The 24488-nt window shown below is 31.4% G+C and carries 18 protein-coding genes and 1 pseudogene; 11 read left to right on the top strand and 8 right to left on the bottom strand.

All coding sequences use genetic code 11. The features are described from left to right. Positions 1 to 10: 10 nt before the first annotated feature. The 3 genes from AQ1689_RS00400 to AQ1689_RS00410 all read right to left on the bottom strand — a co-directional run bounded on the left by AQ1689_RS00400 (position 11) and on the right by AQ1689_RS00410 (position 8074). Positions 11 to 1885 carry an ABC-F family ATP-binding cassette domain-containing protein gene (locus AQ1689_RS00400; protein ID WP_101915376.1) on the bottom strand — a complete coding sequence of 625 codons (1875 nt, stop codon included), beginning with the start codon at positions 1883 to 1885 and terminating at the stop codon, positions 11 to 13. Between the two features lie 75 nt (positions 1886 to 1960). After that, positions 1961 to 5440, bottom strand: coding sequence for a M4 family metallopeptidase (locus AQ1689_RS00405; RefSeq protein WP_101954835.1), 3480 nt, complete (start codon positions 5438 to 5440; stop codon positions 1961 to 1963). A 210-nt stretch (positions 5441 to 5650) separates the two neighbouring features. Continuing rightward, a complete protein-coding gene (locus tag AQ1689_RS00410) occupies positions 5651 to 8074 on the bottom strand; it encodes a GEVED domain-containing protein (RefSeq protein ID WP_101954836.1) in 2424 nt (807 codons plus the stop codon). Positions 8075 to 8375: 301 nt separating this feature from the next. Between AQ1689_RS00410 and AQ1689_RS00415 the strand changes: the two genes are divergently transcribed. From AQ1689_RS00415 to AQ1689_RS00440, 6 genes are read left to right on the top strand one after another with little or no spacing between them, the layout of a single operon-like run. After that, entirely contained in the window at positions 8376 to 10037 is a 1662-nt protein-coding gene (locus AQ1689_RS00415) for an ABC transporter ATP-binding protein (protein WP_101954837.1), read from the top strand. Between the two features lie 54 nt (positions 10038 to 10091). After that, positions 10092 to 11108, top strand: a complete 1017-nt coding sequence (locus AQ1689_RS00420; protein WP_101954838.1) for a sugar phosphate nucleotidyltransferase — start codon at positions 10092 to 10094, stop codon at positions 11106 to 11108. Beyond that, complete coding sequence (locus AQ1689_RS00425; protein WP_145993637.1) at positions 11086 to 12084, top strand: tetratricopeptide repeat protein; 999 nt, start codon at positions 11086 to 11088, stop codon at positions 12082 to 12084. Before AQ1689_RS00420 ends, AQ1689_RS00425 begins: the two co-directional genes overlap by 23 nt. A 24-nt stretch (positions 12085 to 12108) precedes the next feature. Continuing rightward, complete coding sequence (locus AQ1689_RS00430) at positions 12109 to 12879, top strand: DUF4292 domain-containing protein (RefSeq protein ID WP_180947506.1); 771 nt, start codon at positions 12109 to 12111, stop codon at positions 12877 to 12879. Next, positions 12879 to 14309: a murein hydrolase activator EnvC family protein gene (locus AQ1689_RS00435; RefSeq protein ID WP_101915060.1), complete on the top strand. Its 1431-nt coding sequence runs from the start codon at positions 12879 to 12881 to the stop codon at positions 14307 to 14309. The genes AQ1689_RS00430 and AQ1689_RS00435 overlap by 1 nt, the downstream gene beginning before the upstream one ends. A gap of 10 nt (positions 14310 to 14319) precedes the next feature. Then, on the top strand, positions 14320 to 15354 hold the full coding sequence (locus tag AQ1689_RS00440) for an AI-2E family transporter (RefSeq protein ID WP_101915059.1): 1035 nt from the start codon (positions 14320 to 14322) through the stop codon (positions 15352 to 15354). Positions 15355 to 15422: 68 nt separating this feature from the next. Here AQ1689_RS00440 and AQ1689_RS00445 read toward each other — a convergent pair whose 3' ends face one another. Next, on the bottom strand, positions 15423 to 15944 hold the full coding sequence (locus AQ1689_RS00445) for an acyl-CoA thioesterase (protein ID WP_058884037.1): 522 nt from the start codon (positions 15942 to 15944) through the stop codon (positions 15423 to 15425). 207 nt (positions 15945 to 16151) lie between these two features. Between AQ1689_RS00445 and AQ1689_RS00450 the strand changes: the two genes are divergently transcribed. From AQ1689_RS00450 to AQ1689_RS00470, 5 genes are all read left to right on the top strand, one after another. After that, positions 16152 to 18821 carry a TonB-dependent receptor gene (locus AQ1689_RS00450; RefSeq protein WP_101954840.1) on the top strand — a complete coding sequence of 890 codons (2670 nt, stop codon included), beginning with the start codon at positions 16152 to 16154 and terminating at the stop codon, positions 18819 to 18821. 125 nt (positions 18822 to 18946) lie between these two features. Beyond that, positions 18947 to 19276, top strand: coding sequence for a hypothetical protein (locus tag AQ1689_RS00455; protein ID WP_101915057.1), 330 nt, complete (start codon positions 18947 to 18949; stop codon positions 19274 to 19276). A 2-nt stretch (positions 19277 to 19278) separates the two neighbouring features. Next, a complete protein-coding gene (locus AQ1689_RS00460) occupies positions 19279 to 19581 on the top strand; it encodes a hypothetical protein (RefSeq protein WP_101954841.1) in 303 nt (100 codons plus the stop codon). A gap of 11 nt (positions 19582 to 19592) precedes the next feature. After that, entirely contained in the window at positions 19593 to 21653 is a 2061-nt protein-coding gene (locus AQ1689_RS00465; protein ID WP_101954842.1) for a PepSY-associated TM helix domain-containing protein, read from the top strand. A gap of 74 nt (positions 21654 to 21727) precedes the next feature. Continuing rightward, the gene (locus AQ1689_RS00470) at positions 21728 to 22243 is read left to right on the top strand and encodes a flavodoxin (protein ID WP_101915054.1); all 516 of its coding nucleotides are present in this window, start codon (positions 21728 to 21730) and stop codon (positions 22241 to 22243) included. Between the two features lie 8 nt (positions 22244 to 22251). Here AQ1689_RS00470 and AQ1689_RS00475 read toward each other — a convergent pair whose 3' ends face one another. From AQ1689_RS00475 to AQ1689_RS13240, 4 genes and pseudogenes are all read right to left on the bottom strand, one after another. Further along, entirely contained in the window at positions 22252 to 23064 is an 813-nt protein-coding gene (locus AQ1689_RS00475) for a formate/nitrite transporter family protein (protein ID WP_101954843.1), read from the bottom strand. 14 nt (positions 23065 to 23078) lie between these two features. Beyond that, the gene (locus AQ1689_RS00480; RefSeq protein WP_058884031.1) at positions 23079 to 23417 is read right to left on the bottom strand and encodes a 2Fe-2S iron-sulfur cluster-binding family protein; all 339 of its coding nucleotides are present in this window, start codon (positions 23415 to 23417) and stop codon (positions 23079 to 23081) included. Between the two features lie 2 nt (positions 23418 to 23419). Beyond that, a complete protein-coding gene (locus AQ1689_RS00485) occupies positions 23420 to 24316 on the bottom strand; it encodes a sterol desaturase family protein (RefSeq protein WP_101915052.1) in 897 nt (298 codons plus the stop codon). A gap of 13 nt (positions 24317 to 24329) precedes the next feature. Then, positions 24330 to 24488: pseudogene (locus AQ1689_RS13240) on the bottom strand (ferredoxin--NADP(+) reductase); the annotation flags it as partial.

Here is a 24488-nt window from a genome sequence, read left to right on the forward strand (position 1 = left end):
TCTTTTAAAATTATTCTCCTTCAATTTTCATTGAAAGCTCAAACCAACGTTCTTCTTTGGTTTCTAAAGCCTCAATTATTTCTTGAAGTTCTTTTGATTTATCGTTAATTTCATCCGCAGAAAATTCCACATTCATAAACTTTGTTTCAATAACTTGTTTCTTCTTCTGAAGTTTTTCGATGTCTTTTTCTAATAAACCCCATTCTCGTTTTTCATCAAAACTTAATGCTACTTTTTTCGCTGATTTAACAGGAGCGGCAACTGCTTTTTTAGCTTCATTTTTTACCTCTCTTGCTTCTTTTACTTTAGAATCTTCATAAGTTCTAAAATCAGAATAATTACCAGGGAAATTATCAATAACACCATCGCCTCTAAAAACGAATAAATTATCTACAATTTTATCCATAAAGTAACGGTCGTGAGAAACTACCATTAAATTTCCTGGAAAATCTAATAAGAAATTTTCTAATACATTTAAAGTAACAACGTCTAAATCGTTAGTAGGCTCATCTAAAATTAAAAAGTTCGGGTTTTGAATTAAAATGGCACATAAATACAATCGTTTTTGTTCTCCTCCACTTAATTTCTCTACAAAATCGTATTGCTTTTTTCTATCGAATAAAAAACGTTCTAATAATTGACTTGCTGATATTTTTCGTCCTTTTGATAACGGAATATATTCTCCAAATTCTTTAACAACTTCAATTACTTTTTGCCCTGGTTTTATAACAATTCCGTTTTGAGTATAATATCCAAATTTAACGGTTTCACCAATAGTTACTTTTCCTGAATCTAATTCAATTCCGCCAGTAAGCATATTTAAAAAAGAAGATTTTCCTGTACCATTTTTACCGATAATACCGATACGTTCGCCACGTTTAAAAACATAATCGAAACCGTTTAAAATTACTTTATCATCAAATGATTTGTGCATTTTATGAAGCTCTAAAATTTTACTTCCTAAGCGCTCCATGTTAATTTCTAACTGCACCTCGTGTTCGTTACGTCGTTTATGTGCTTTTTCTTTGATTTCATAAAAATCATCGGTACGAGATTTCGATTTTGTAGTACGTGCCTTTGGTTGACGACGCATCCAATCTAATTCTTTTTTGAATAAACTTTTTGCTTTCCCTAAGTTGGTTGCCTCAAGGGCTAAACGTTCCTCTTTATTTTGTAAATAATAAGAATAATTTCCTTTGTATTTATATAATTGTCCGTTATCTAATTCGATAATTTCATTACACACACGCTCTAAAAAATAACGGTCGTGCGTAACCATAAATAAGGTGATTTTTTCTTTAGCGAAAAAAGCCTCTAACCATTCAATCATTTCTAAATCTAAATGATTTGTTGGCTCATCTAAAATTAATAAATCGGGTTTTTTAATAAGTACGATTGCCAATGCCAAACGCTTTTTTTGTCCTCCTGATAACTTTCCTACTTTTAATTGTAAGTTGTCTAGTTTTAATTTCGATAAAATTTGTGTGTATTGCGTTTCAAAATCCCACGCATTGTATTGCTCCATTAATTCAAAAGCTTCTTGAAAAGCATCTGCATTTTCAGGATTTTCTACGGCTTTTTCATATTGTTTAATTACTGATAAAACTTTATTATCCGTAGAAAAAATAGTTTCTTCAATAGTTAAATCAGGGTTTAAAGTATCCGCTTGCGATAAATAAGCGATGTCAATGTCTTTTCGGCTAACAACCTGCCCAGCATCAGCGGTATCAACTCCTGCTACAATATTTAAAATAGAGGTTTTACCGCTACCATTTTTAGCAACAAAAGCTATTTTTTGATCTTTATTAATTCCGAAAGAAATGTCTTCAAATAACACTTTTTCTCCATACGCTTTTGCAATGCCTTCAACTGATAGGTAATTCATATTCTATATTTTATGCAAAGAAACAAAAAACCCGAGCAAATGCTCGGGTTTTATTTATTTAATAAGAAAGGCTTCTTATTTCTTCAATAATTTTGTTGTTAGTACTTTTTGCCCATCATAAACTTCTAAAATATACATTCCTGAACTAAGGTTTGTAACATTTAATTTAGCAGTATTTAAACGACCTTTTTGCACAGTACTTCCTGTTATATTTATAATTTTATAGCTAGTGTTTTTTGCTTTTGAAGCTACATTAACATGTACAAAATTTACCGCAGGGTTTGGATATATCGATAAATTTGATGCTTCTTTAGTTTTAATATTTTCTCCTGAAACACTCATTGTTACTACTGTATTTATAACTGATGTAGCAATTATATTAACGGTATAATCTTCTACTTCACCATCTCCAAAAGTTCCACATGAAGTTGATGCTGAATTGTATTTCATTGAAACACGCATTCTTGTTTTTCCTAATTTAGCATTTTCAGGAATTACAATATTTGCAACTCTGTTTGTTGCACTAGATGAATTTCCCGTTGTAACTTGTTCGCCTGCATCTGAAAAATCACCATCTTTATTATAATCAATCCAAACAGTAAAATATTCGTTGTATGTACTACTTGCAAAACCTGCACTTAATACTAATTGATTTGTAGTTCCTTGTACAACTGTTGCTACTTTTGATGTAAAATCGCCATATCCACCATTTGCAGCTGTTGTATTAGTCATGCCTCCAAATGCAACATAATCAATCCATTCATAACTAACTTTTGTTCCTTTTGATTCACAATAAGAAACTGGAATAGCCAATGTAGTTACATTTAAGGTAGCACTTGATACCGATATATTTGCTTCTTCATCTGTTGCTTTTACTGAAAAAGCATAGTTTGTTTCTGAAGTTAAACCTGTAATAGTTGCTGTTGTTGTATTAGTAGAAGCAACTTTTGTTGCTCCTTGATATACATTATAACCTGTTACCGCTACATTATCTGTAGCTGCTGTCCAATTTAAAATTAAGCTTGTCTGTGTTATATTTGATGCTGATAAATTACTTGGTGCTGTTGGTGCAGTAGTATCTGATTTAGGTGATTCTATTAAAACTGTATAATCTTCAACTTCTCCATATTGAATATTTGTTTCACAAGCTGTTGGCGTTGCATTGTATTTTAACACAACACGCATTCTTGTAGCTCCGTTTAAAGCTGATTCTGGTATAGTAAAAGTTCCGTTAATAGGTGTTGTTTTAGATTTTGCTTTTGTAAAAACAGTTTCTCCTGCATCATCAAAATCTCCATCTTTATTATAATCTATCCAAACACCATATCCTTCACTATAGACTGTTCCATTCCATTTAGGAGTAATAGTAATTGTATTTGATTCACCTTTAATTAAACTAGTTGAAATTGATGTATAATCAGAATATCCATTACTAGCTGTTGAAGTATTATCGATAGTTCCTAATACTACTTTTTGAATATACTCATCAGCTACATTATTTGCTTTTGATACACAGTAATTTAATGGAATTTCTCCTGTTGTTGTAATTAATTTACTTGTAATTGTTCCACCTTCTCCCGATACACAATTTGCGGCTACACTACAGTTATAAATTGTACCTGAAACTAACCCTGTAATTACTTTTGAAGTATCAGTTACTACACTTGTTATTTCATTTATTGTTACTGTATAAGATACCGCTTCTGAAACAGCAGACCATGTTACAGTAAATCCATTATCATTAATATTAGTGGCATTAAAATTAGATGGAGCTACTAAGGTACAATCTTCAACATAAGCTTGCCCTACTCCTACTGCATGCCATGCGTTTGTTACCGATTGTACTTCGATACTATTTGCACCGTATAAATCTTCGGCAGCTGTTATAGAACCTACTCTTGCATCTTCAAATGTTGAATTTGCTGATAAATAATTTGCTTCTAAACGATATGATATTTTGGCTGATTTTTCCATACCAATAGCATCTACATTAAAGGCATTATTTATATCATTTGTTCCAGACCCACCTACTGTTAGTAAGTAAAACCAATAGTTTAAGACTCCTGAATTTGTATGTACTCCACAATAATCATTCGATCTTGTTGGTGTACCACAGTTAGGTTCTTTCCAATTTACTCCACCATAAGTATCAGGTTGATTTCTTTCATTAGGATTACTCATAGAACGTAGAGCTGAAGAGCCGTTACGTCTATCTATTTCATCTCCAATTAACCAAACTGAAGCATCAGGTGCTAAATCATTTCCGTTTCCTTTTGCAAAGTGTTCTACAGCTGCTCCCCAAATATCAGAAAAGCCTTCATTCATTGCTCCTGACTCTCTTTGATACGCTAAGTTTGCTGTGTTAGAGCAAACAGCATGCCCTATTTCATGCGCTGCAACATCTATTGAAGTTAAGGCATCAAAATAACCATTTCCTTCATTTCCATTTGATGAACCATCTCCATAAGTCATTACTGATCCATTCCAAAAAGCATTATCATAACCAGTGCCGCCAGCTACATCATCATAATGTACGTAACTATTAATTGTAGCTCCTGAGCCATTATAACTATTTCTGTTATGTTTATCTTGAAAATAATCATAAGTCATTTCAGCACCCCAATGTGCATCTAAAGCGGCATTATCTTTTGCTGAATTATTAAATTCGGCGGCAGTCCAATTATTATCTGAATCTGTAAAATCTGTTGTAGGATAACTAGGTTGAGCTCCACTATTATAAGTATTAACACCTCCACCTCTTGTGTTATCTCTTAAAGCATAAGTACTACCGACTAATCTTGTAGTTATTGATTTTGTACCGCTATATCTAGTATCTGCATTACCAGTTACTAATGTTGCTGTCAATTTTTCAGCCAAACCATTAACAGCACCTAAATTTTTTGAAGAATGTGCATGCTCACCTAAATGTTTAATTGTAGCATTAAAAAATAATGCTTCACCTGTATGTGCATCTATATATAAATCACCTCTACTTAAAGGTTTTGTTGTATAGATATCAAATTTATAAGCTAATCTTGCTGATTTTGTTCCTATAACCTCTCTTGGAAGAATTAATAATTCTCCTGTTGGTTTTTTATAATTTCCTAAATTTTTTGCTTCTTTTGGTTGTTCCCAAAGATATTTTTGAGCTCCAGTATGAGCAATTGCTTTTTTAAAAGCAGCTTCTTTAGATAATTTTGGTCTAATATTTACTTTTCCTACATCATATAACGCACCGTCCATAGTTCTTAATGTACTATTTTTCGCATGTGCTGTGTAAGTTCCGAATTCAACTTTTACGCCTTTAAATTTTTGTTGAAATTTTTCATGAATAAACCCTAAGTTATCAATTTCTGATTTAATTTTTTGTAAGTTATCATTAGATGTTAATTTTAATTTTGACCTAATTAAATCGGGTGCCTTTTGTAAAGGCATTTTTGAAGATTTTTCGAGTTTAATTTGTTTTAACTCTCTACTTTCTTGAGCTGTCATAGATGTTAATCCTGCCAATAAAAAGGAAGATAAAAACATCGTTTTTAAATAATTTTGATTCATTTTTTTGAAGAGTTTAAATGAGTTATTATATGTAATATTTTTCATCAAATATGACAAAATAATATTATTAACATAACAAATGTATCTAAAAAATAATAAATTATCAATAAAAAATACTTAATTAAATTAATTTAATAAAAAATGAAAAAACCCCTTCAAAACAATTAAATTATTGTATTTAAAGGGGTTATGAAAAAACTTATAGATTTCTTATTTCTTCAATAATTTTGTTGTTAGTACTTTTTGCCCATCATAAACTTCTAAAATATACATTCCTGAACTAAAGTTTGTAACATTTAATTTAGCAGTATTTAAACGACCTTTTTGCACAGTACTTCCTGTTATATTTATAATTTTATAGTTAGTGTTTTTTGCTTTTGAAGCTACATTAACATGTACAAAATTTACCGCAGGGTTTGGATATACTTGCAATGCTGTACTTGGTTCATTTACTAATCTATTACCACTTAGTAAAGCTTCTTTGGTAGTTGTAGCAGTTATATTTACCGTATAATCTTCAACTTCACCATCTTTAAATGTTTCACAAGCAGTTTGACTTGCGTTATATTTCATAGAAACACGCATTCTTGTTTGCCCTAAAAGTGCTGAAGCAGGAACGTTAAATGTAGATGTTAAATAGTCTTTACTTGATGACGCCCCTGTTACTACTTTTTCTGAAGTATCAAATATTCCGTTTTGGTTAAAATCTATCCAAACAGCCCAATGCTCGGTATATGCAGTGCTTTTAAAACCTGCACTTACAGTTATTTCGTTTGAACTCCCTTGCCCTAAAGTAGCTATTTTTGAAGTGAAATCAGCATACCCTCCATTACTAGCAGATGTATTTGCCATTCCTCCTAAAGAAACAGCATCAATCCATTCATAAGATGAATTAGTTCCTTTTGATTCACAATAAACAAGTTGATTTGCTAGCGTTGTTACATTTATTACATTGCTTGCTTCTGATTCATTTGCTACTGCATCAATTGCTTTTACTGAAAAAGTATAGCTTGTTGCTGGGCTTAAACCAGTAATATCAGTGCTTGTATTTGTAGTTGTTCCTAACTTAGTAGCTCCTTGATATACATTATATCCTGTTACTGCTACGTTATCTGTAGCTGCTGACCAATTTAAAGTTACACTTGTTTTATCAACATTTGACACCGCTAAATTTGCTGGTACTGTTGGAGCTGTTGTATCGGCGTTACCTTCTCCAATAACAACGGTATAATCTTCAACTTCTCCGTATTCAATACTTGTTTCACATGCTTTTGGTGTCTTATTATATTTTAAAACAACACGCATTCTTGTAGCGCCATTTGTTGCTGATAAAGGCACTGTAAAAGTTCCTGTTACTGCTGTGTCTTTTGATGGTGCTTTTGTAAAAACAGCTTCTCCTGCATCGTCAAAATCGCCATCGTTATTATAATCTATCCAAACTCCATATCCTTCTTTGTAAACTGTACCTGACCATTTTGGTGTAATACTAATTGTAGTTGATTCACCTTTTGTTAAATCAGTTGAAATTGACGTGTAATCATCATATCCAGAGCCAGCTGTTGAAGTATTATCGATAGTTCCTAATACTACTTTTTGAATATGCTCATCACTTGTATTATTTGCTTTTGATGTACAGTAAGAAGCAGGAACAACCACTACTTCTCCAAATTTATCCGAGGTAGCCAAGGTGTGTCTAGAACCACCTACACCTAAAACAGTACGCATTCTATCTTTTTGACCTGAAGTAAATAAATTCATACAAGAATCATCTGAATAATCCATATAATTTTCAACCATATCTAACGATCCACAAGAAGTATGTGCCGATTTACAGCCATAATTTGCAGCATCAGATTCTGGAGTATCTGATACAAAATCATCAGATCCACAAGGACCATCTCCCCAAATATGACGTAAATTTAAAAAGTGCCCTACCTCATGAGTCGTTGTTCTTCCACCATCAAAAGGCGCTGCAGCAGTACCTATTGTTCCAAAAAATTGATCCGCCATTACAACCCCATCGGTTGCTGCTGACCCTCCTGGAAATTGTGCATATCCTAAAATAGTTCCTCCTGTTGGTCTTGTTATATTATCAACAATCCACATATTTAAATACTCAGAAGTGTCCCATGGATTAACTCCTCCTTCAGAAGATTTTTTCATATAGTTATTACCCGTTAACCAAGTAGATGTACTTACCTGTGTTCTAGTAATACCTGTAGTAACATTTCCATTAGGATCTACAGTGGCTAATTTAAATTCAATTTGAGAATCGGCTGCTTGCGCCCATTTATTTGTTCTATCAGCATTTGTTCTTCTAAAATCGGCATTTAAAACAGCTAATTGCGATTCAATTTGTGCCGTACTAATATTATTGGTAGCATTGGTATATAATATATGTACTACCACTGGAAGTGTTATAATTTCACCAACTTTTTTACTTTGCTGGTTTTGCAGGCGTTTTAAGCTTCTTTGGGTAAATTGCTCAATAGTTGCCATTCGTTTTTTAAGCCCAGGATCCTTAATTTGTCGCTCGGCTAAATCGTCCATTGCATAACAGGTTCTTTTTTGCTGTGCAAAAGTTGCTCCAGTAAAAATTAAGCACAAGAGTGCTAATGTAAATTTTTTAGTCATTTTGAAGAGTTTTAAAAAATTAATTATAAATTAAAAGGGGCTATTTAAACTATTATATTTTTGATAAAAAAACAGTAAAAAGCCACCATACAAGTAGCAAATATATAAAAAATTAGCGCGTAAAGTATTTTTACCGCAACAAAAACAATTGTTTATTGTAAAAATCATACAAAAAACACCCTAATCATATTAAAACAGCGGGATACTCATTTACAAGGGCATATCAAAGAATTGCAATTGTCATCATTTTTTAAAAAGAATTGAAAGATATTAATTGTATTTTTATTGAAATTTTACACAAATGCTTCAAGTTAAAAATTTAGAAATAAGTTTTAAAAACGCCGCTTCCGTTATTCAAGAAGTTTCTTTTAATGTACAACAAACCCAAATACTAGGTATTGTAGGCGAAAGTGGTAGTGGAAAATCAATAACATCTTTAGCTATTTTAGGCTTATTGCCCAAATATGCTACAATAACAGGCGAAATTTTATTTAAAGAACAAAATGTTTTAAATTATAAAAATAGCGATTTTCAAAAAATTAGAGGCAGCGAAATAGCCATGATTTTCCAAGAACCAATGAGTTCTTTAAACCCAACATTAACCTGTGGTTTTCAAGTTGCTGAGGTCTTAGAATTGCATACTAATTTATCTAAAAAAGAGATAAAACAAGCCGTAATTTTACTTTTTGAAAAGGTTAAACTACCACGACCAAACGCTATTTTCAATGCCTATCCGCATCAAATTAGTGGCGGACAAAAACAACGTGTCATCATTGCGATGGCAATCGCCTGTAAACCCCAACTTTTAATTGCTGATGAGCCTACAACAGCGTTAGATGTTACGGTTCAGAAAGAAATAATTGCACTTTTAAAAGAACTACAACAGGAATATAAAATGGGCATTATTTTTATTTCTCACGATTTAGGCTTGGTATCAGAAATTGCCGATACCGTAGTAGTTATGCGCAAAGGAAAAGTAGTGGAACAAGGCGCAACAAAAGAGCTATTTTTACATCCGAAGGAAAATTATACCAAGGCATTAATCAAGTCAAAACCAACCCTAAAAAAACGCTTTAAAATATTACCGACCGTTATTGATTTTATCAAAAATACCGTAAAAACCGAAGTATATACCGATGAAGAACGCAAGAATTTTCATCAGAAAATATACAAACAAACACCACTTTTAGAAATTAAAAATTTACACAAAGAATATGTATCAAAAGTGGGTTGGTTTTCAAAAACAACTGTTGTAAAGGCAGTAAATGATGTTTCTTTTAACATTTACCAAGGCGAAACTGTTGGGTTGGTTGGCGAAAGTGGCTGCGGAAAAACAACACTTGGCAGCAGTATTTTACAGTTAGAAAAAGCAACTTCAGGGCAAATAATTTATAAAGGAGAAGATATTACAAGGCTTTCTAAAAAAGCCTTAAAAAAATTGCGAAAAGATATCCAAATTATATTTCAAGATCCTTTTTCATCGTTAAACCCACGAATTACCGTAGGAAATGCAATTGTCGAACCGATGAAAGTACACAATATTTTAAACTCCTTTAAAGAACGCAAAGAATATGTGCTTAATTTATTAGAAAAAGTGGGCTTAGAAAAAGCGCATTTTTACCGATATCCACATGAATTTTCTGGCGGACAGCGACAACGAATCGGAATTGCCAGAACCATCGCTTTACAACCAAAATTAATTATTTGTGATGAATCGGTTTCTGCCTTAGATGTATCGGTACAAGCACAGGTTTTAAATTTATTAAACGAGTTAAAAGCCGAATTTAATTTTACATATTTGTTTATTTCTCATGATTTATCGGTCGTAAAATATATGTCAGATCAGTTGGTTGTTATGAACAAAGGACAAATAGAAGAAATTGCTGATGCCGATGAAATTTATAACAATCCTAAAACAAGCTATACAAAAACATTGATTGCAGCAATACCAAAAGGTTTGTAACTTTTTTCAAACCTATATTAATGGTATATTGCAGCGTTAAAAAAACAAAAAAATATGAAAATTATAGTTCCAATGGCAGGAATCGGGTCGCGTTTAAGACCTCATAGTTTAACAACTCCAAAACCATTAACCGTTATTGCAGGGAAACCAATTGTACAGCGTTTGGTGGAAGATATTACCGCAGTTGTAAACCAACCTATTGATGAAATTGCCTTTATTATTGGAAGTACTGCCAAGGGGTTTCCTTCGGATACTAAAGATAAATTAATAGCAATTGCTGAAAGTTTAGGTGCTAAGGGTTCTGTATTTGTTCAAGAAGAAGCCTTAGGAACTGCACACGCAATTTACTGTGCTAAAGAAGCCTTAAACGGATCTTGTGTAGTCGCTTTTGCTGATACTTTATTTAAAGCAGATTTTACTTTAGATGCCAATGCTGATGGTGCTATTTGGGTAAAACAAGTGGAAGACCCAAGTGCTTTTGGTGTGGTAAAATTAAATGATGGTTTTATTACTGATTTTGTTGAAAAACCAAAAGAATTTGTTTCTGATTTAGCAATTATCGGAATTTATTATTTTAAAGATGGTGATAAACTTCGCGAAGAAATTAAGTATTTAATTGATAATGATATCAGACCTTCTGGTGAATTTCAATTAACAGAAGTTTTAGAATCTTTAAAACAACAAGGCGCTAAATTTATCCCTGGAAAAGTAGATGCTTGGATGGATTGTGGTAAAAAAGATCCAACGGTTGATACTAACAAACAAGTGTTAGGTTTTGAACAAGCCGATGGTAATAATTTAGTTTCTGATGATGTTATTTTAGAAAATTCAGAAATTATTCAGCCTTGTTATGTGGGTAAAAATGTAATTTTAAAAAATACTAAAATAGGACCTTATGTTTCTATTGGTGAAAATAGTATTGTTGAAAATTCAACGATTGAAAATTCATTAATCCAAACAAATGTTCGTATTCAAAATGCAACATTAAACAATGCAATGATTGGTAATCATGCCAAATATAATGCTAATTATACATCAGTAAGTATAGGTGATTATACAGATCTTACATAAAAATAGCAAGCCAAAAAAAGGAAAGACAATAGCACAACACGTGCTATTGCCTTTTTTCTTGTTGTTTTTTACATTATTCTTAAACGCGCAGCACAGCACTACTTCAACAATTGCTAGCGGTAAAAAAGACAACAGTTTATTTGAAAATAATTTTTTTAAAGCGCTTTCTCAAAAAGCACTTTTTAATCATAAAAAAGCCATTGAATATTTAAATAACTGCAATGAATTACTACCTAATAATGAAGCAGTTTTTTTTGAACTTTCTAAAAACAACCTAAAATTAGGTAGATACATTGAGGCTTTAGAATATATTGAATTAGGCCTACATATAGCTCCCGATAATTTATGGATGCTAACACATAAGGTTACTATTTTAAAAAAAATGGCTAATTTTGAAAATGCAATTGAAGTACAAGAAAAAATTGCAAAAACACATCCGAAGAAAAAACAAGAATTAGTCTATCTTCATTTAAAAAATAGCGATATTTTAGGTGCAAAAAGAGTTTTATTAGAGTTAAAAGAGGCTAAATTATTAAATTCAAGGTTACAGAAAATTTTAAAAAGGCTCGAAGAAAATCAAAAAAATAATAAAACAACAATTAAAAAACAGCCTAAAAAATTAGCAAACACTACTATCGGAGCTGTTTTTGAAAACGAAAAATCATTTAAAAACTTACGGCCTTTATTACTGAAATTAGCCACAAATAAACACATCGATTTACTAAAATACAGTACTCAGGGTGTAGCCTTATTTCCTGCACAGCCTTTTGTTTATTTAATGAATGGGAAAGCGTTAAACAACAATAAAAAGCATAAAAAAGCATTACAAAGTTTGCAAAACGGCATTGATTTTGTAATTGATAATCCTCAAATTGAAGCAAAATTTTATTTAGAAATGGCAAGAGCTTATAAAAGTTTGAAACAGCTTAAAAAAGCCGCTGATTTTAAAAATAAAGCCGCTAAAATTTTAAAATAATTTTTTTTCAACATTATAATATTTATGAAATACCTTGTAGTACTTAGTTTCTTTTTTTTAAGTTTTACGGCCTGTAAATCAAGTAAAAACTTAACGAATAATTCAACAACAATTAAAGAAATATCAGCAAGAAAGGTAGCTAAAAAACACATTGCCGCTAATTTTGATGAAAAAACAATTGATGCTCGTTTAAAAGTAAACTACAGCACAACAAAAGAAAAAGTAGGGCTTTCTGTTCGAATGAAAATAGAAAAAGGCGAAGTTATTTGGCTAAAAGGTGTTAAATTTATTACTATTTTTAAAGCAAAAATTACCCCTACAAGAGTGCAATTTTATTCGCCATTTTATAAAAATTATTTTGATGGAGATTTTAAAATGCTTCAAAAATTATTAGGAACAGCTATTAATTTTGAACAGCTACAAAATATGTTATTAGGGCAGTCGTTATTAAACGTAAAAAATAGAAGACAAAAAGTAGTTATTACTAATAAAGCATACCAGCTTTCGCCTAAAAAACAATCAGAATTATTTGATATCTTTTTTCAGGTAAACCCGCTGCATTATAAACTGAACAAACAATCAATTGTAAATACTGCTAAAAAACAACGTTTAGAGATTAAATACCCTAGTTATTCAACAAATAATGGTGTTTTATTTCCTAAGAAAATAATCATAAACGCGAAACAAAACCAAGCACTTACTGCAATTGATATTACTACGCGTTCGGTAAATTTTAACACCAAACTAAACATTAATTTTAGCATACCAAAAGGCTATAAAGAAATTAAATTATAATGAAAAAAATTGTTTTATATCTTTCCTTTTTATGCTTCGTTTTATGGAGTTTTTCTTCGTTTAGCCAAGAAAGGAAAACCCTTGAAAGAAAACATAAGAAGTTAAAAAATGAAATTAAACAGATTAATCATTTATTATTTGAAACCAAAAAAGAAAAAGGTGATGCCTTAGATGATTTAAAAGATTTAACACAAAAAATTGACACCAGAGCTCAGTTAATTAAAGTGATTGAATTGGAATCTCAGAAAATTTCTAAAGAAATAAACAATAATCAAAAGCAGTTAAACAGCTATAACAAACAACTTAAAAGCTTAAAAGAAGCATATACAAATATGGTTGTAAAAACCTATAAAAGTAGGTCTTTACAAAGTAAAACAATGTTTTTGCTATCTTCTGAAAGCTTTTATCAGGCGTATAAACGCTTAAAATATATGCAGCAATATAATGAGTATCGGAAAAATCAAGGGCTCGCAATTATTGTCAAACTAAATGAAATTAAGAAGATTAACAACGCATTAATTCAGAAGAAAAAGAAAAAAGAAGTATTAATTTCTGATGAAAAATCACAAAAATCAGCTATTGAAACCGATAAAAAAACCCAAGAAACCTTAGTTACTAAAATTAAAGGAGCTGAAAAAAAGTACAAACAAAATTTACGCAGTAAAATAAAAGAAGAAAAACAAATTACAGCCCGTATTGATAAGTTAATTTTACGTGAAATAGCGAAAGCTAATCGAAAAAAACGAGCAATAGCCAAAGCAAAAGCACTTGCAAAAGCCAAAAGAAGAAAAAAAGCACGACTCAAAGCAATTACTGACGCAAGAAAAAGAGCAAATAAACTTGCTGATAAAAAAGAAAGAGAAATTGCGCTTCAAAAAGCGAGAGAACTTGCCGAAACAACAAAAAAAGAAATTGCAGCTGCCAATAAAAAAGCAAAAGAGAAAGAACTCGCTAGTAAAAATGAAAAGGAAAAAACAGCAAACAGCTTTGTTTTAGATGCTGATGAAAAGAAATTATTACACAACTTCGAACAAAATAAAGGGAATTTACCTTGGCCTGTAAAAGGAATTATTACCCGAAAATATGGCGTACAACCACATCCGACATTTTCAGGAATTAATATTAATAGCCCTGGTTTACACATTGTAACCAAGGTAAATACAGATGCTAAAAGTATTTTTAATGGTAAAGTACTTGCTATACAATCACAGTCTGGTGGTAAAAAATCGGTATTAATACAGCACGCTAATTATATATCGGCATATAACAATCTTGAAAAGGTGTATGTAACAAAAGGCACGCTCATAAAAACTGGCGATAAAATAGGAAAGGTTTTTACCAATAAAATTTCAGGAAAAACCAAGTTACTTTTTGTTTTATTTAAAGATACCGCAAAATTAAACCCCGCAAAATGGATTCGCAAAAAATAAAGATAAACACATGAAAAATTCAGCAAATTTTATCATCATAATTGGTGTTATTATAGCAACTTTAGTTATTGGTAAAGGAATTATAATTCCATTTATTTTTGCCTTAATTTTTTGGTTTCTAACTCGTGAAATTCGTAAGAACATTTATAAAATACCCTTTGCTAAAAAATTCATTCCTATTTGGTTGAGCAATGTTTTTGTATTTACTATTATTATTTTCAGTTTTAGTTTTATGTCTGAAATTATTACCAATAGTATTGTTGATTTATCTACTTCCTATTCAAAATATGAACCTAATATTGATGTTGTTATAAAAAACTTAAACAATTATTTTCATATTGATATTATCAAATCAGCTAAATTAATTGTTGGTGATTTTAACTATGGAGCTGTTTTAGCAGAAACAGCAAACGCTATTAGTAGCTTACTTGGTGATACTTTTATGATTATAATCTATGCCTTATTTATGTTTTTAGAAGAAAGTAGCTTCAAGAAAAAACTTCATAAATTATTTAGCGGAAAAGACACTAAAAATACTAGCATCCAATTTATTTTATCTAAAATTGAAGTTTCTATATCAAATTATCTTCGATTAAAAACTTATGTAAGTTTGCTTACCGGTATTTTAAGTTACTTTATTTTGCTATTAATGGGTGTCGATAGTGCTCCTTTTTGGGCTTTTTTAATTTTTTTATTAAACTATATTCCAACTATTGGTTCATTAATTGCCACCATTTTCCCTGCCGTATTTAGCTTAATTCAATTTGGAGAACTTTCGCCATTTTTAATTGTATTAATTGCCGTTGGCGCGGTTCAGGTAATTGTTGGTAACTTTATAGAACCTAAAGTTTTTGGAAAATCATTAAATTTAAGCCCTTTGGTAACCATTTTATCTTTAGCTATTTGGGGTAAAATATGGGGTGTTACGGGCATGGTTTTAAGTGTGCCAATTACCGTAATTATGATTATTGTTTTCTCTCAATTTGAAAGAACAAAAACAGTGGCTATCTTTTTATCTGAAAACGGAGAAATTGATACAATATAAAAAAGATTAGCCTGCTTAAAATTTTTAAACAGGCTATTTTTTTATAATTATCATAAAATTTCACAAAACTATTCTTCTTTACCTAAAAATAATGCTTTGAGTTCTGTTGCTTCTTTCGGATCTAATTTCCCTGCTAAAACCAAGCTTAATTGTTTTCGACGTAAAGCCCCTTCAAAACGCTTTTTTTCTAAATCAGTTTCTGGAACAATAGGCGCTACTGGCACAGGTCTTCCTGTTTCATCTACTGCAACAAAAGTATAAATTCCTTCATTTACCTTTGTTTTTACCCCTGACTGACGGTCTTCTGTCCAAACATCTACATAAATTTCCATAGATGATTTAAAGGCTCTTGAAACTTTTGCTTCTACAGTAACAACGCTTCCCACAGGCACTGCTTTTGAAAAAGCCACATGGTTTACCGAAGCGGTAACCACAATTCTTCTTGAATGACGGCGTGCCGCAATACTACAGGCTCTGTCCATACGAGCCAATAATTCTCCTCCAAAAAGATTGTCTAAATAATTTGTTTCTCCTGGTAAAACAAGGTCGGTTAATACCGTTAATGATTCTATGGGTGTTTTAGCTGTCATCAATTAAATTTTTATACAAAGATATACATAAAGCTAAAAAGTAGATTATTTAACTATTGATTATTTACCTACTTTATAACGACTGATTTATAAATAGATACAACTTTATCGACTTTTTATTTAAAACTAATCTAAATAAACTTTTGAAGTTTGATTTCTAGTTAATACTTTTGTTGAAGTAAATTTTATTAAATCTAAATAAGTAAATTGAACAAACTTATAATAGCGCTTTTTATACTAGTAGCTGGAATATCAAATACAGTAGCGCAAGGAAATAGTATTAGTGGTCGTGTGTTAAATAATAATAACGAACCTTTGGTTGGTGTTAATATCTTAATAAAAGAAAAAAATATAGGAGCAGAAACAGCTTTTGATGGAAATTTTGAAATTAAAACATCAAAAGGAAAATTTACCTTAATCGTATCATATATCGGTTTTAAAACCAGAGAAATTTTAGTAAATGCGCCTGCAAACCTTTCTAATATCATTTTATATGAAGGAAATGAATTGCTTCAAGAGGTTCTTTTAACGAGCCGAAACAACAAGTTTTCTCGTAAAAAAACAGCTTATGTATCTAAATTGCCTTTAAAAGATATAGAAAATTCTCAAGTATATACTACGGTTACTTCAGAAATACTAGAATCTCAAGTTGTAACTAATTTAGATGAAGCAATGGCGAATGCTACAGGGGTTTACAAGCTTTGGGAAGCTACAGGAAGAGGTCCTGGAAATGGAACTTCTTTTTTTTCTACTAGAGGATTTTCTATACAACCAAGACTTATTGATGGCGTTGCTGGTGTTACTTTTAGCGCCATAGATCCTTCTTATATTGAACGTATCGAGGTTATAAAAGGACCCGCTGCTACCCTGTTTGGTAGTACTGAAACTTCTTTAGGTGGTTTAATTAATATCGTAACTAAAAAACCTTACCAAGGTACTGGTGGAAGTATTTCGTACACCGCAGGTTCTTTTGGGCTTCATAGAGCATCGGTTGATTATAATACAAGTTTAGACGCTTCTAAAAAAGCGTTCTTTAGAGTTAATGCTTCTTTTTTAACACAAGGTAGTTTTCAGGATGCTGGTTTTAAAGACACTTATTTTATAGCGCCTTCGCTTTCTTTAAGAGTAAATAACCGATTAAATATATCGGCAGGATTAGAGTTTTCTAAAACAAAACAAACCAATCCTTCAATGCTATTTTTACGTAGAGGACTGCCTTTAATATCTAAAAATATTAAAGAAATGGGAGTCGATCCTAAAAAATCCTTTACCAATAACGACATTAATTTAACCAATCCTACATTTAATACAAGGGCTATTGCTGATTATAAACTATCGGATACTTGGACTTCTCAAACAGTATTTTCTAGTAGTTATGCCCAAACTAAAGGCTATTATCAATATCAGTTTGATGGTGGTATTGCAGCACTTTTACAAATAAACCAAGTATATAATCAATTAGAAAATGCAAAAAATAATGGATTAATAACAGCGCCTCAACTTGCTTTTATTAACGCCAACATAAACCCGTTTACTACTCAAATAACAACCGAAGCAGCAAAAATGTTAGCTACTGATTCTTTTGTTAGAACTTACAGTAAAAGAGACGCCAACGAAACAAGGTTTAATTTACAGCAAAATTTTACAGGAAATTTCAATATTGGTCAATTGCGTAACAGGCTTGTTTTTGGTGTTGATTATGTTTCTAATACTCGAAATAATCGAAATAAAAATGGAAATCCAAATTTGACCAAGCAAAGCCAATTTCCGCAATTAATTGGTACTTTAAACGCCCTAGGTTTAAGTGCCGTTTCTGATGGAATAACCGCTAGCTTTTTCAGATTTCCATATATTGATGCCTTTTTAAATGGTAATGGAACAATCGCTAACAATTCATTTACACCTAATGCGAATTACAGCCCTAATAAAGCGCAATTAGATGCTGATTTTAAAAAAATACCCGCTTTTAAAAATCAAACAAAACAACAAACACTAGCAGCCTATGTTTCTGATGTAATAAATATTACACCCGAACTAATTGTTAATGTTGGTTTGCGTTTAGATCATTTTATTCAAGACGGGCAGTTATCTAGAAAAGAAGACGACTATACCAAAACTACCTTATCACCAAATTTTGGGGTGTCGTATCAGGCGTTAAAAAATAAATTATCGGTATTTACCAACTATCAAACTGGTTTTGTAAACGTAAATCCTGTTGTAAATGCTTCGGGAACTGTTGATGTTTTTCAACCACAAAAAGCCAAGCAATTTGAAGGAGGAATAAAAACTAATTTCTTTAACAATAAATTAAATATAGGTGCTAGTTATTACAACATAACCGTTAAAGATTTTACAACCTCCGACCCAAAAATACCTTTATTTCCTAAAACAATTGATATTGCAGAGGTAGTTAGTAAAGGATTCGAATTCGAATTAAATGCAAACCCTATTAATGGCTTAAACTTAAGAGGTTCTTACTCTTTTAACGACATGAAATACACCAATGTCTATAGCCAAAAAGCAAAAAGAGACGTTATCGAATTTAAAAACAGAAGACCCGAAGCTGCAGGACCAAAAGGTTTGTATAATTTTTGGGCAGATTATGCTTTTCAAGAAGATAGCGTTGCTAAAAACTTTGGTCTAGGATTTGGTTTTAATGGAGCCTCTGAAAACCTAACAGTAAACAATAAAACATCAGGAACTTTTACCCTACCTAGCTATACTATTTTAAATGCTTCGGCTTATTATAATCTTAAAAAAATTCGAGTAGGTTTTAAAGTAAACAACCTAACAAATAAAACATATTATACCGGTTGGACCACAATTAACGCACAACCTTCAAGAGCCTTTTTAGGAACAGTTTCTTATAAATTCTAAAACAAAGTCCCCCGACTTTACCTTTTATTGTGTTGAATTATTTTGAATTATTTTATCTTTAAATGCAGCGCAGCCCATAGTTCTCATGCTTTGGGCTGTGTAATTTTAAAATTAAAAAAACAAGTATGAATACCATTGCTATACTTTTAAACATTATCGGTTTTATTTTCTTACTAAACACCTCTAAAAAGGCCGTTTTAAATAGTAGTTTTTTAGAAATTTGGATGCAACAAAATAGTTTTATCTCTAAAATAATTGGAAGCATTTTACTACTAGTTTCTTTTTACATATCAATAAAAACAAACGGAATTACCGCAGGTATTTTATTTAATTTACTAGCGATAACGCTAGTAGGAAGTTTGCTTATTTTAATAAATCCTTTTAAAAAAATATTTTATACAAGTGTGTTCATTATTTTAATAATCACAGCTACTTTAAAATTTATAACACAATAATTATGCCTGCAAACACAAAGTATTTAACAACATCTGCCTGGCAAAAAGCTATTAAAATTATTTCAGGAATACTAGGAGGCTATATAATAAGTGCCTTACTACATTTGGCTTTAACACTGTTTTTACCGTATCAAAAAGAACTATTAATTACCTCGATATATACCTTATTTATTATATGGGTAACCCTAATTATTGTTCCTTTTTTATTTAAAAACGCCTGGAAAGTGTTTTTACTTTATAGCTTAGTAATACTCGTATTATTTAGCATTGTTTACTACGGAAAAATACACTACCCGATTATTTAAAAAACCACACTATGAGTAAACGAAATTACAATGTTTTTTTTAATACCCATACCGTAAGTGGTATTGTTATTAGTGTTGCCTTGTATGTTATTTTTTTTGCAGGCGCTTTTTCTTTTTTTAAAGAAGAAATAATTAACTGGGAAAAAGGAACTTTTGTAAAGCAAACACCTAAAGAAAACGTTAATTACGATGGCATTTTAAACGCCTTAAAAAACGACTATCAATTAGAAGGTAGAGACATTCTTTTTAGGCTTCAAAAAAAAGGCGAAGAAGCATTTATATCTCTTAGCCCATCTAAAGATTCACTCGCTTCTAAAAAAGCTAAAAAAGCTGCTTATTTTTCATTAAACACCAATACCTACGAGCGAAAATCGTACACTGAATTTTATTCGTTAGGCGAATTTATTTACCGACTTCATTTTTTTTCGCAATTACCCTATATCGGCATTTATTTAGCAGGGCTTGTTTCGGTATTTTTTCTATTTGCCATTGTTACAGGAATAATTGTTCATTGGAAAAAAATAGTGTCAAATTTTTATACTTTTAACCCGAAATTAATTTTAAAACGAGTTTGGGCTGATGCACATACCGCTTTAGGCGTTATTGGTTTGCCTTTTCAATTGATATACGCATTAACAGGCGCTTACTTCGGATTAAGTATTTTAGTCCTACTACCTGCTAATTTTTTATACAATAATAATCAAGATAAACTACTAGAAGATTTAAGACCACAGTTAAAAACCTATCCTTGGATTGCTAAAACTACCCAACAAATACCAAGTGCAAATGATTTTGTGGTAAAAAATGCCCAAAGATGGAAAAACACTAAAATAAAACGATTTACCATTAAAAATTATGGCGGTACAAATATGAAGTATCAATTGATGGTCAATCAATCAGAAAAAATACATTTTTTAGCACAAGGGCGAATTACCATAGATGCTTTTACCAATAAAATAGAAGACATAAAAGCACCCGGAAAAGAAGTCTATCTTGAAAACATTCAGGCATCTATCGGAAAACTACACTTTGGGCATTACGGTGGTATTGGCTTAAAAATCATTTATTTTATCCTGGCTTTAATTACTTGTTTTGTTATTATTACAGGCGTACTTATTTGGCTCGAAGCAAGAAATAAAAAAAGCATTCCTTTATCAAAAAGACTATACACCAACAAAGTAGGGCATATATATATGGCCATCTGTTTGTCGCTTTTTCCTGTAATAGCCCTATCCTTTATTTTTGTAAAATTACTTCCACAAGCGTATAATAATGACAGGAAATCGCTGATTTATTACTTCTTTTTTATCAGTTGGCTTATTGCAATTATTATTTTACGATATGTTCGAAATAATTATAAAACAAACAAATACACCCTATGGACAGCTGGTATTTTAGGATTACTAATCCCTATAATAAACGGATTTGTAACCAACAATTGGATTTGGAAAACCTACAAAGCCCAACAATACGATATACTAACTATTGATTTACTTTGGATATTTTTAGCAATAACCGCTATTATTTTTGCCGTAAAATTAAAGCCAGCTGTTCAAGAAAAAAGTTCATTGGCTAAAAACCCCATTAATTACAACGAAATTAAAGCCTTAAAAAAGCAAAATATTATAAAAGAGCAAGCTCTTGTAGCCCATCAAAACAACAATCAACTACCTATGAAAACAAAAATTTTTAGCCTTTGGATGCTTATTATCTTCGGATATATTTTTCATCATATTTACGGATTAGCAACCGTATTTTTTAATCAAACCGTGTTTATTGAAGGTTCAGATGGTAGCACGCCATTTTGGGCGCATCAATGGCGTGTTTTAATGGAAGGAACAGCATTCTTATTCGCTTTATTAACCATTCAATTATCAAAAAAATGGTTTAAAATAACCTCGTTAATTTGGGGGGTAATTGTTGCAGTTTTTAACTGTTATCATGTTATTGAAGAAGCAATAGGACACCCTGATGAACTTTCAAAAATATGGATATTATTACTTACCGCTATCGCCAGTATTCTTTTAGTTATTAACCTAAATCAATGGAGAAAACAAGCTGTTAATATCTAAAAAAGCAGAATATTTTTGACCAAAGAAAAAAATAATCAGAAAAAAAACACATTAGTAACCTTAAAAAACAAGCAATGAAAAAAATAGGTTTAATTTACGGTTCAGACACAGGAATGACCGAAGAAGTTACCCATACAATTGTTGATCAATGGACACTTTCAGAACTAGAAGTTATAGAAGTTAGCAATGTAAGCCCTGCCGATTTTGAGCGGTTTGATTTTATCATTTTAGGACTTTCTACCTGGTATGATGGCGATTTACAAAGTGATTGGGAAGATTATTTTGACGAGTTTAAAACCATTAATTTCACCCATAAAACCATTGCTCTTTTTGGTTTAGGCGATCAATACGGTTATGGTGAATATTTTATAGATGGCGTAGGAATGCTTGCCGAAGTGGTTTTAAAAAATGGTGGAAAAATAATTGGAAAATGGCCCACTAAAGACTACGATTTTACAGAATCGAAAGCCTTAATAGCCCCTGGAAACTTATTTTATGGACTAGCCCTTGACCAAGACAATGAGGCTCATTTAACACCTAATCGTATTGATAAATGGATCGATCAGCTTCAAAAAGAGCTTTTAGGTTAACGATTAATCTAGGCTGTTTTTTTGTTGTTTAAAAATATCAAATGATACATTAATCCAATAAAAACACTTCCCCCAATTATGTTTCCTAAAATAACAGGAATCAGGTTTTTTATCATCCCTGAAATACTTAAAAACGACGTAGTAATTTGAACATCGCTAAAAGTTTTAATCAGCAAACCTAGCGGAATAATAAATAAATTAGCTATGCTGTGTTCAAAACCTGCGGCTACAAATAAGGTTATCGGAAAGACTATTGCCAATATTTTATCGGTAATTGTTTTTCCGCCCATTGCCATCCAAACTCCTAAACAAACTAAAATATTACATAATATCCCTCTAAAAAATGCAGTCATAAAAGGCAAATTACATTTTGCATCTGCCATTTTTAAATAGGTTTCGGCTATTGCTCCGTTATTCATATCAAGGTGTCCTGAAAAATAAACCATAACCGCTAAACTTATAGCACCAATCATATTGCTAAAAAAAATAATGCCCCAATTACGCATCATTTGTTTGGTAGAAACCTTTTTTTCTGCCCAAGCAATTGCAATTAAATTATTTCCTGTAAATAATTCAGCACCTGCAATTATCACCAAAATTAATCCTAAAGAAAATACAAAGCCTCCCAAAATTTGCTTGGTAGCAAAGCTATAGGTTTGGTCAGATTTTACAATAGTGTAAAATAAAGCCCCTAAACCAATAAAAGAACCTGCTAATATTCCTAATAACAAACTGGTTAAAAATGATTTTTCAACTTTTTTAACGCTTGAGTTTAATGTTTGATTTACAATTTCTTCGGGACTAAATACTTTTGTTGACATCTAAAATTTATTTTTTAACTCTCAGGAGCTAATTCAATTTCTAAACCATCCATTTCAGGCTTTATTTGTAACTGACAGCCTAAACGGCTATTATCTTCTACATAAAAAGCTTCGGCTAACATGGCATCTTCATCATCGCCCATTTCAGGCAGTTCATGTGCTGATTTTACATAGCACTGGCAAGAAGCACACATTGCCATTCCGCCACAAATTCCAATAGTCCCTTCAGGAGCTAGCTCGTACGAACGAACAACTTCCATTAAATTCATTGCCATATCGGTTGGTGCAACAACTTCGTGTAATACGCCTTCTCGATCGGTTATTTTTAGTGTAATATCTTGTAGTACTTCCATTTTTACAAATTCATTTTTTTACGTAACGTTTTCGCTCGATGATCTTCGCCATCGTGTGACCAACCAGGTGAATTAAATATATAATTTAATTTGTCTGAAAACTTATTGGCACGTTTAACATCTTTCCAAATAGCAACATATTCGTGTGTTGCTACTTTTATCGGATTTTTAGTTTCAATATTTACTGTTAACCCATAAACAGGTTTTTCAACAGCTTTTAATTCTTTTGAAAAAGTACCAAAAAGTCGATCCCAAATAATTAAAACACCTGCATGATTACAATCTAAATATCGAATATTAGACGCATGATGCACTCTGTGATGTGAAGGTGTGTTAAATATAAACTCGATTGGTTTGGGTAGTTTATCAACCAATTCTGTATGTACAAAAAATTGATATATTAAACTAATTCCCATCACGGTAAACATCATTAATGGATCAAAACCCAATAACGGTATCCACAACCAAAAAAAGAATTTATGAATTCGCTCCCCTACACCTTGGCGCAATGCTGTTCCTAAATTCATATATATTGATGAATGATGCGGTACATGCCCTGCCCAAAATAACCGCACTTCATGGTTTAAACGATGAAACCAATAGTACGAAATATCATCGGCAAACAGCAATAAAATCCAAGCCCACCATTGACGTTGAACAACATCTTTAAATGGGCTGATTTCATGTATATATACAAATACAATAAAAGCTAAAACCTTTGGAATAAATTCTATAATAGCCGAAAAAACCATCATTAATAGCGATATTCCAGTATCTTTTAGCTGGTATTTTTCTTTTGCGAATTGATATTCAACAAACATGCTTATAAAAAATATAGGCAACGCAAAATACAAGAGTTTATCTTCTGATAATTGCGCTATATATTCGATAAAAATCATGTTTAAAAAACGTTTATTCTATTTTTTTAATCACCGCCTTTGGCGCTTCTTTTCGAGTTCCATCGAAACCATCAACACCGCCTACTGTAGTGTATTTCATTACGTATTTTTTATCAGGATAAATAATTTTAAACGCACTTTGACACATTAAAGTTGCTTCGTGAAAACCACA

Source organism: Tenacibaculum finnmarkense, assembly GCF_900239185.1.
Lineage (GTDB): Bacteria > Bacteroidota > Bacteroidia > Flavobacteriales > Flavobacteriaceae > Polaribacter > Polaribacter finnmarkensis.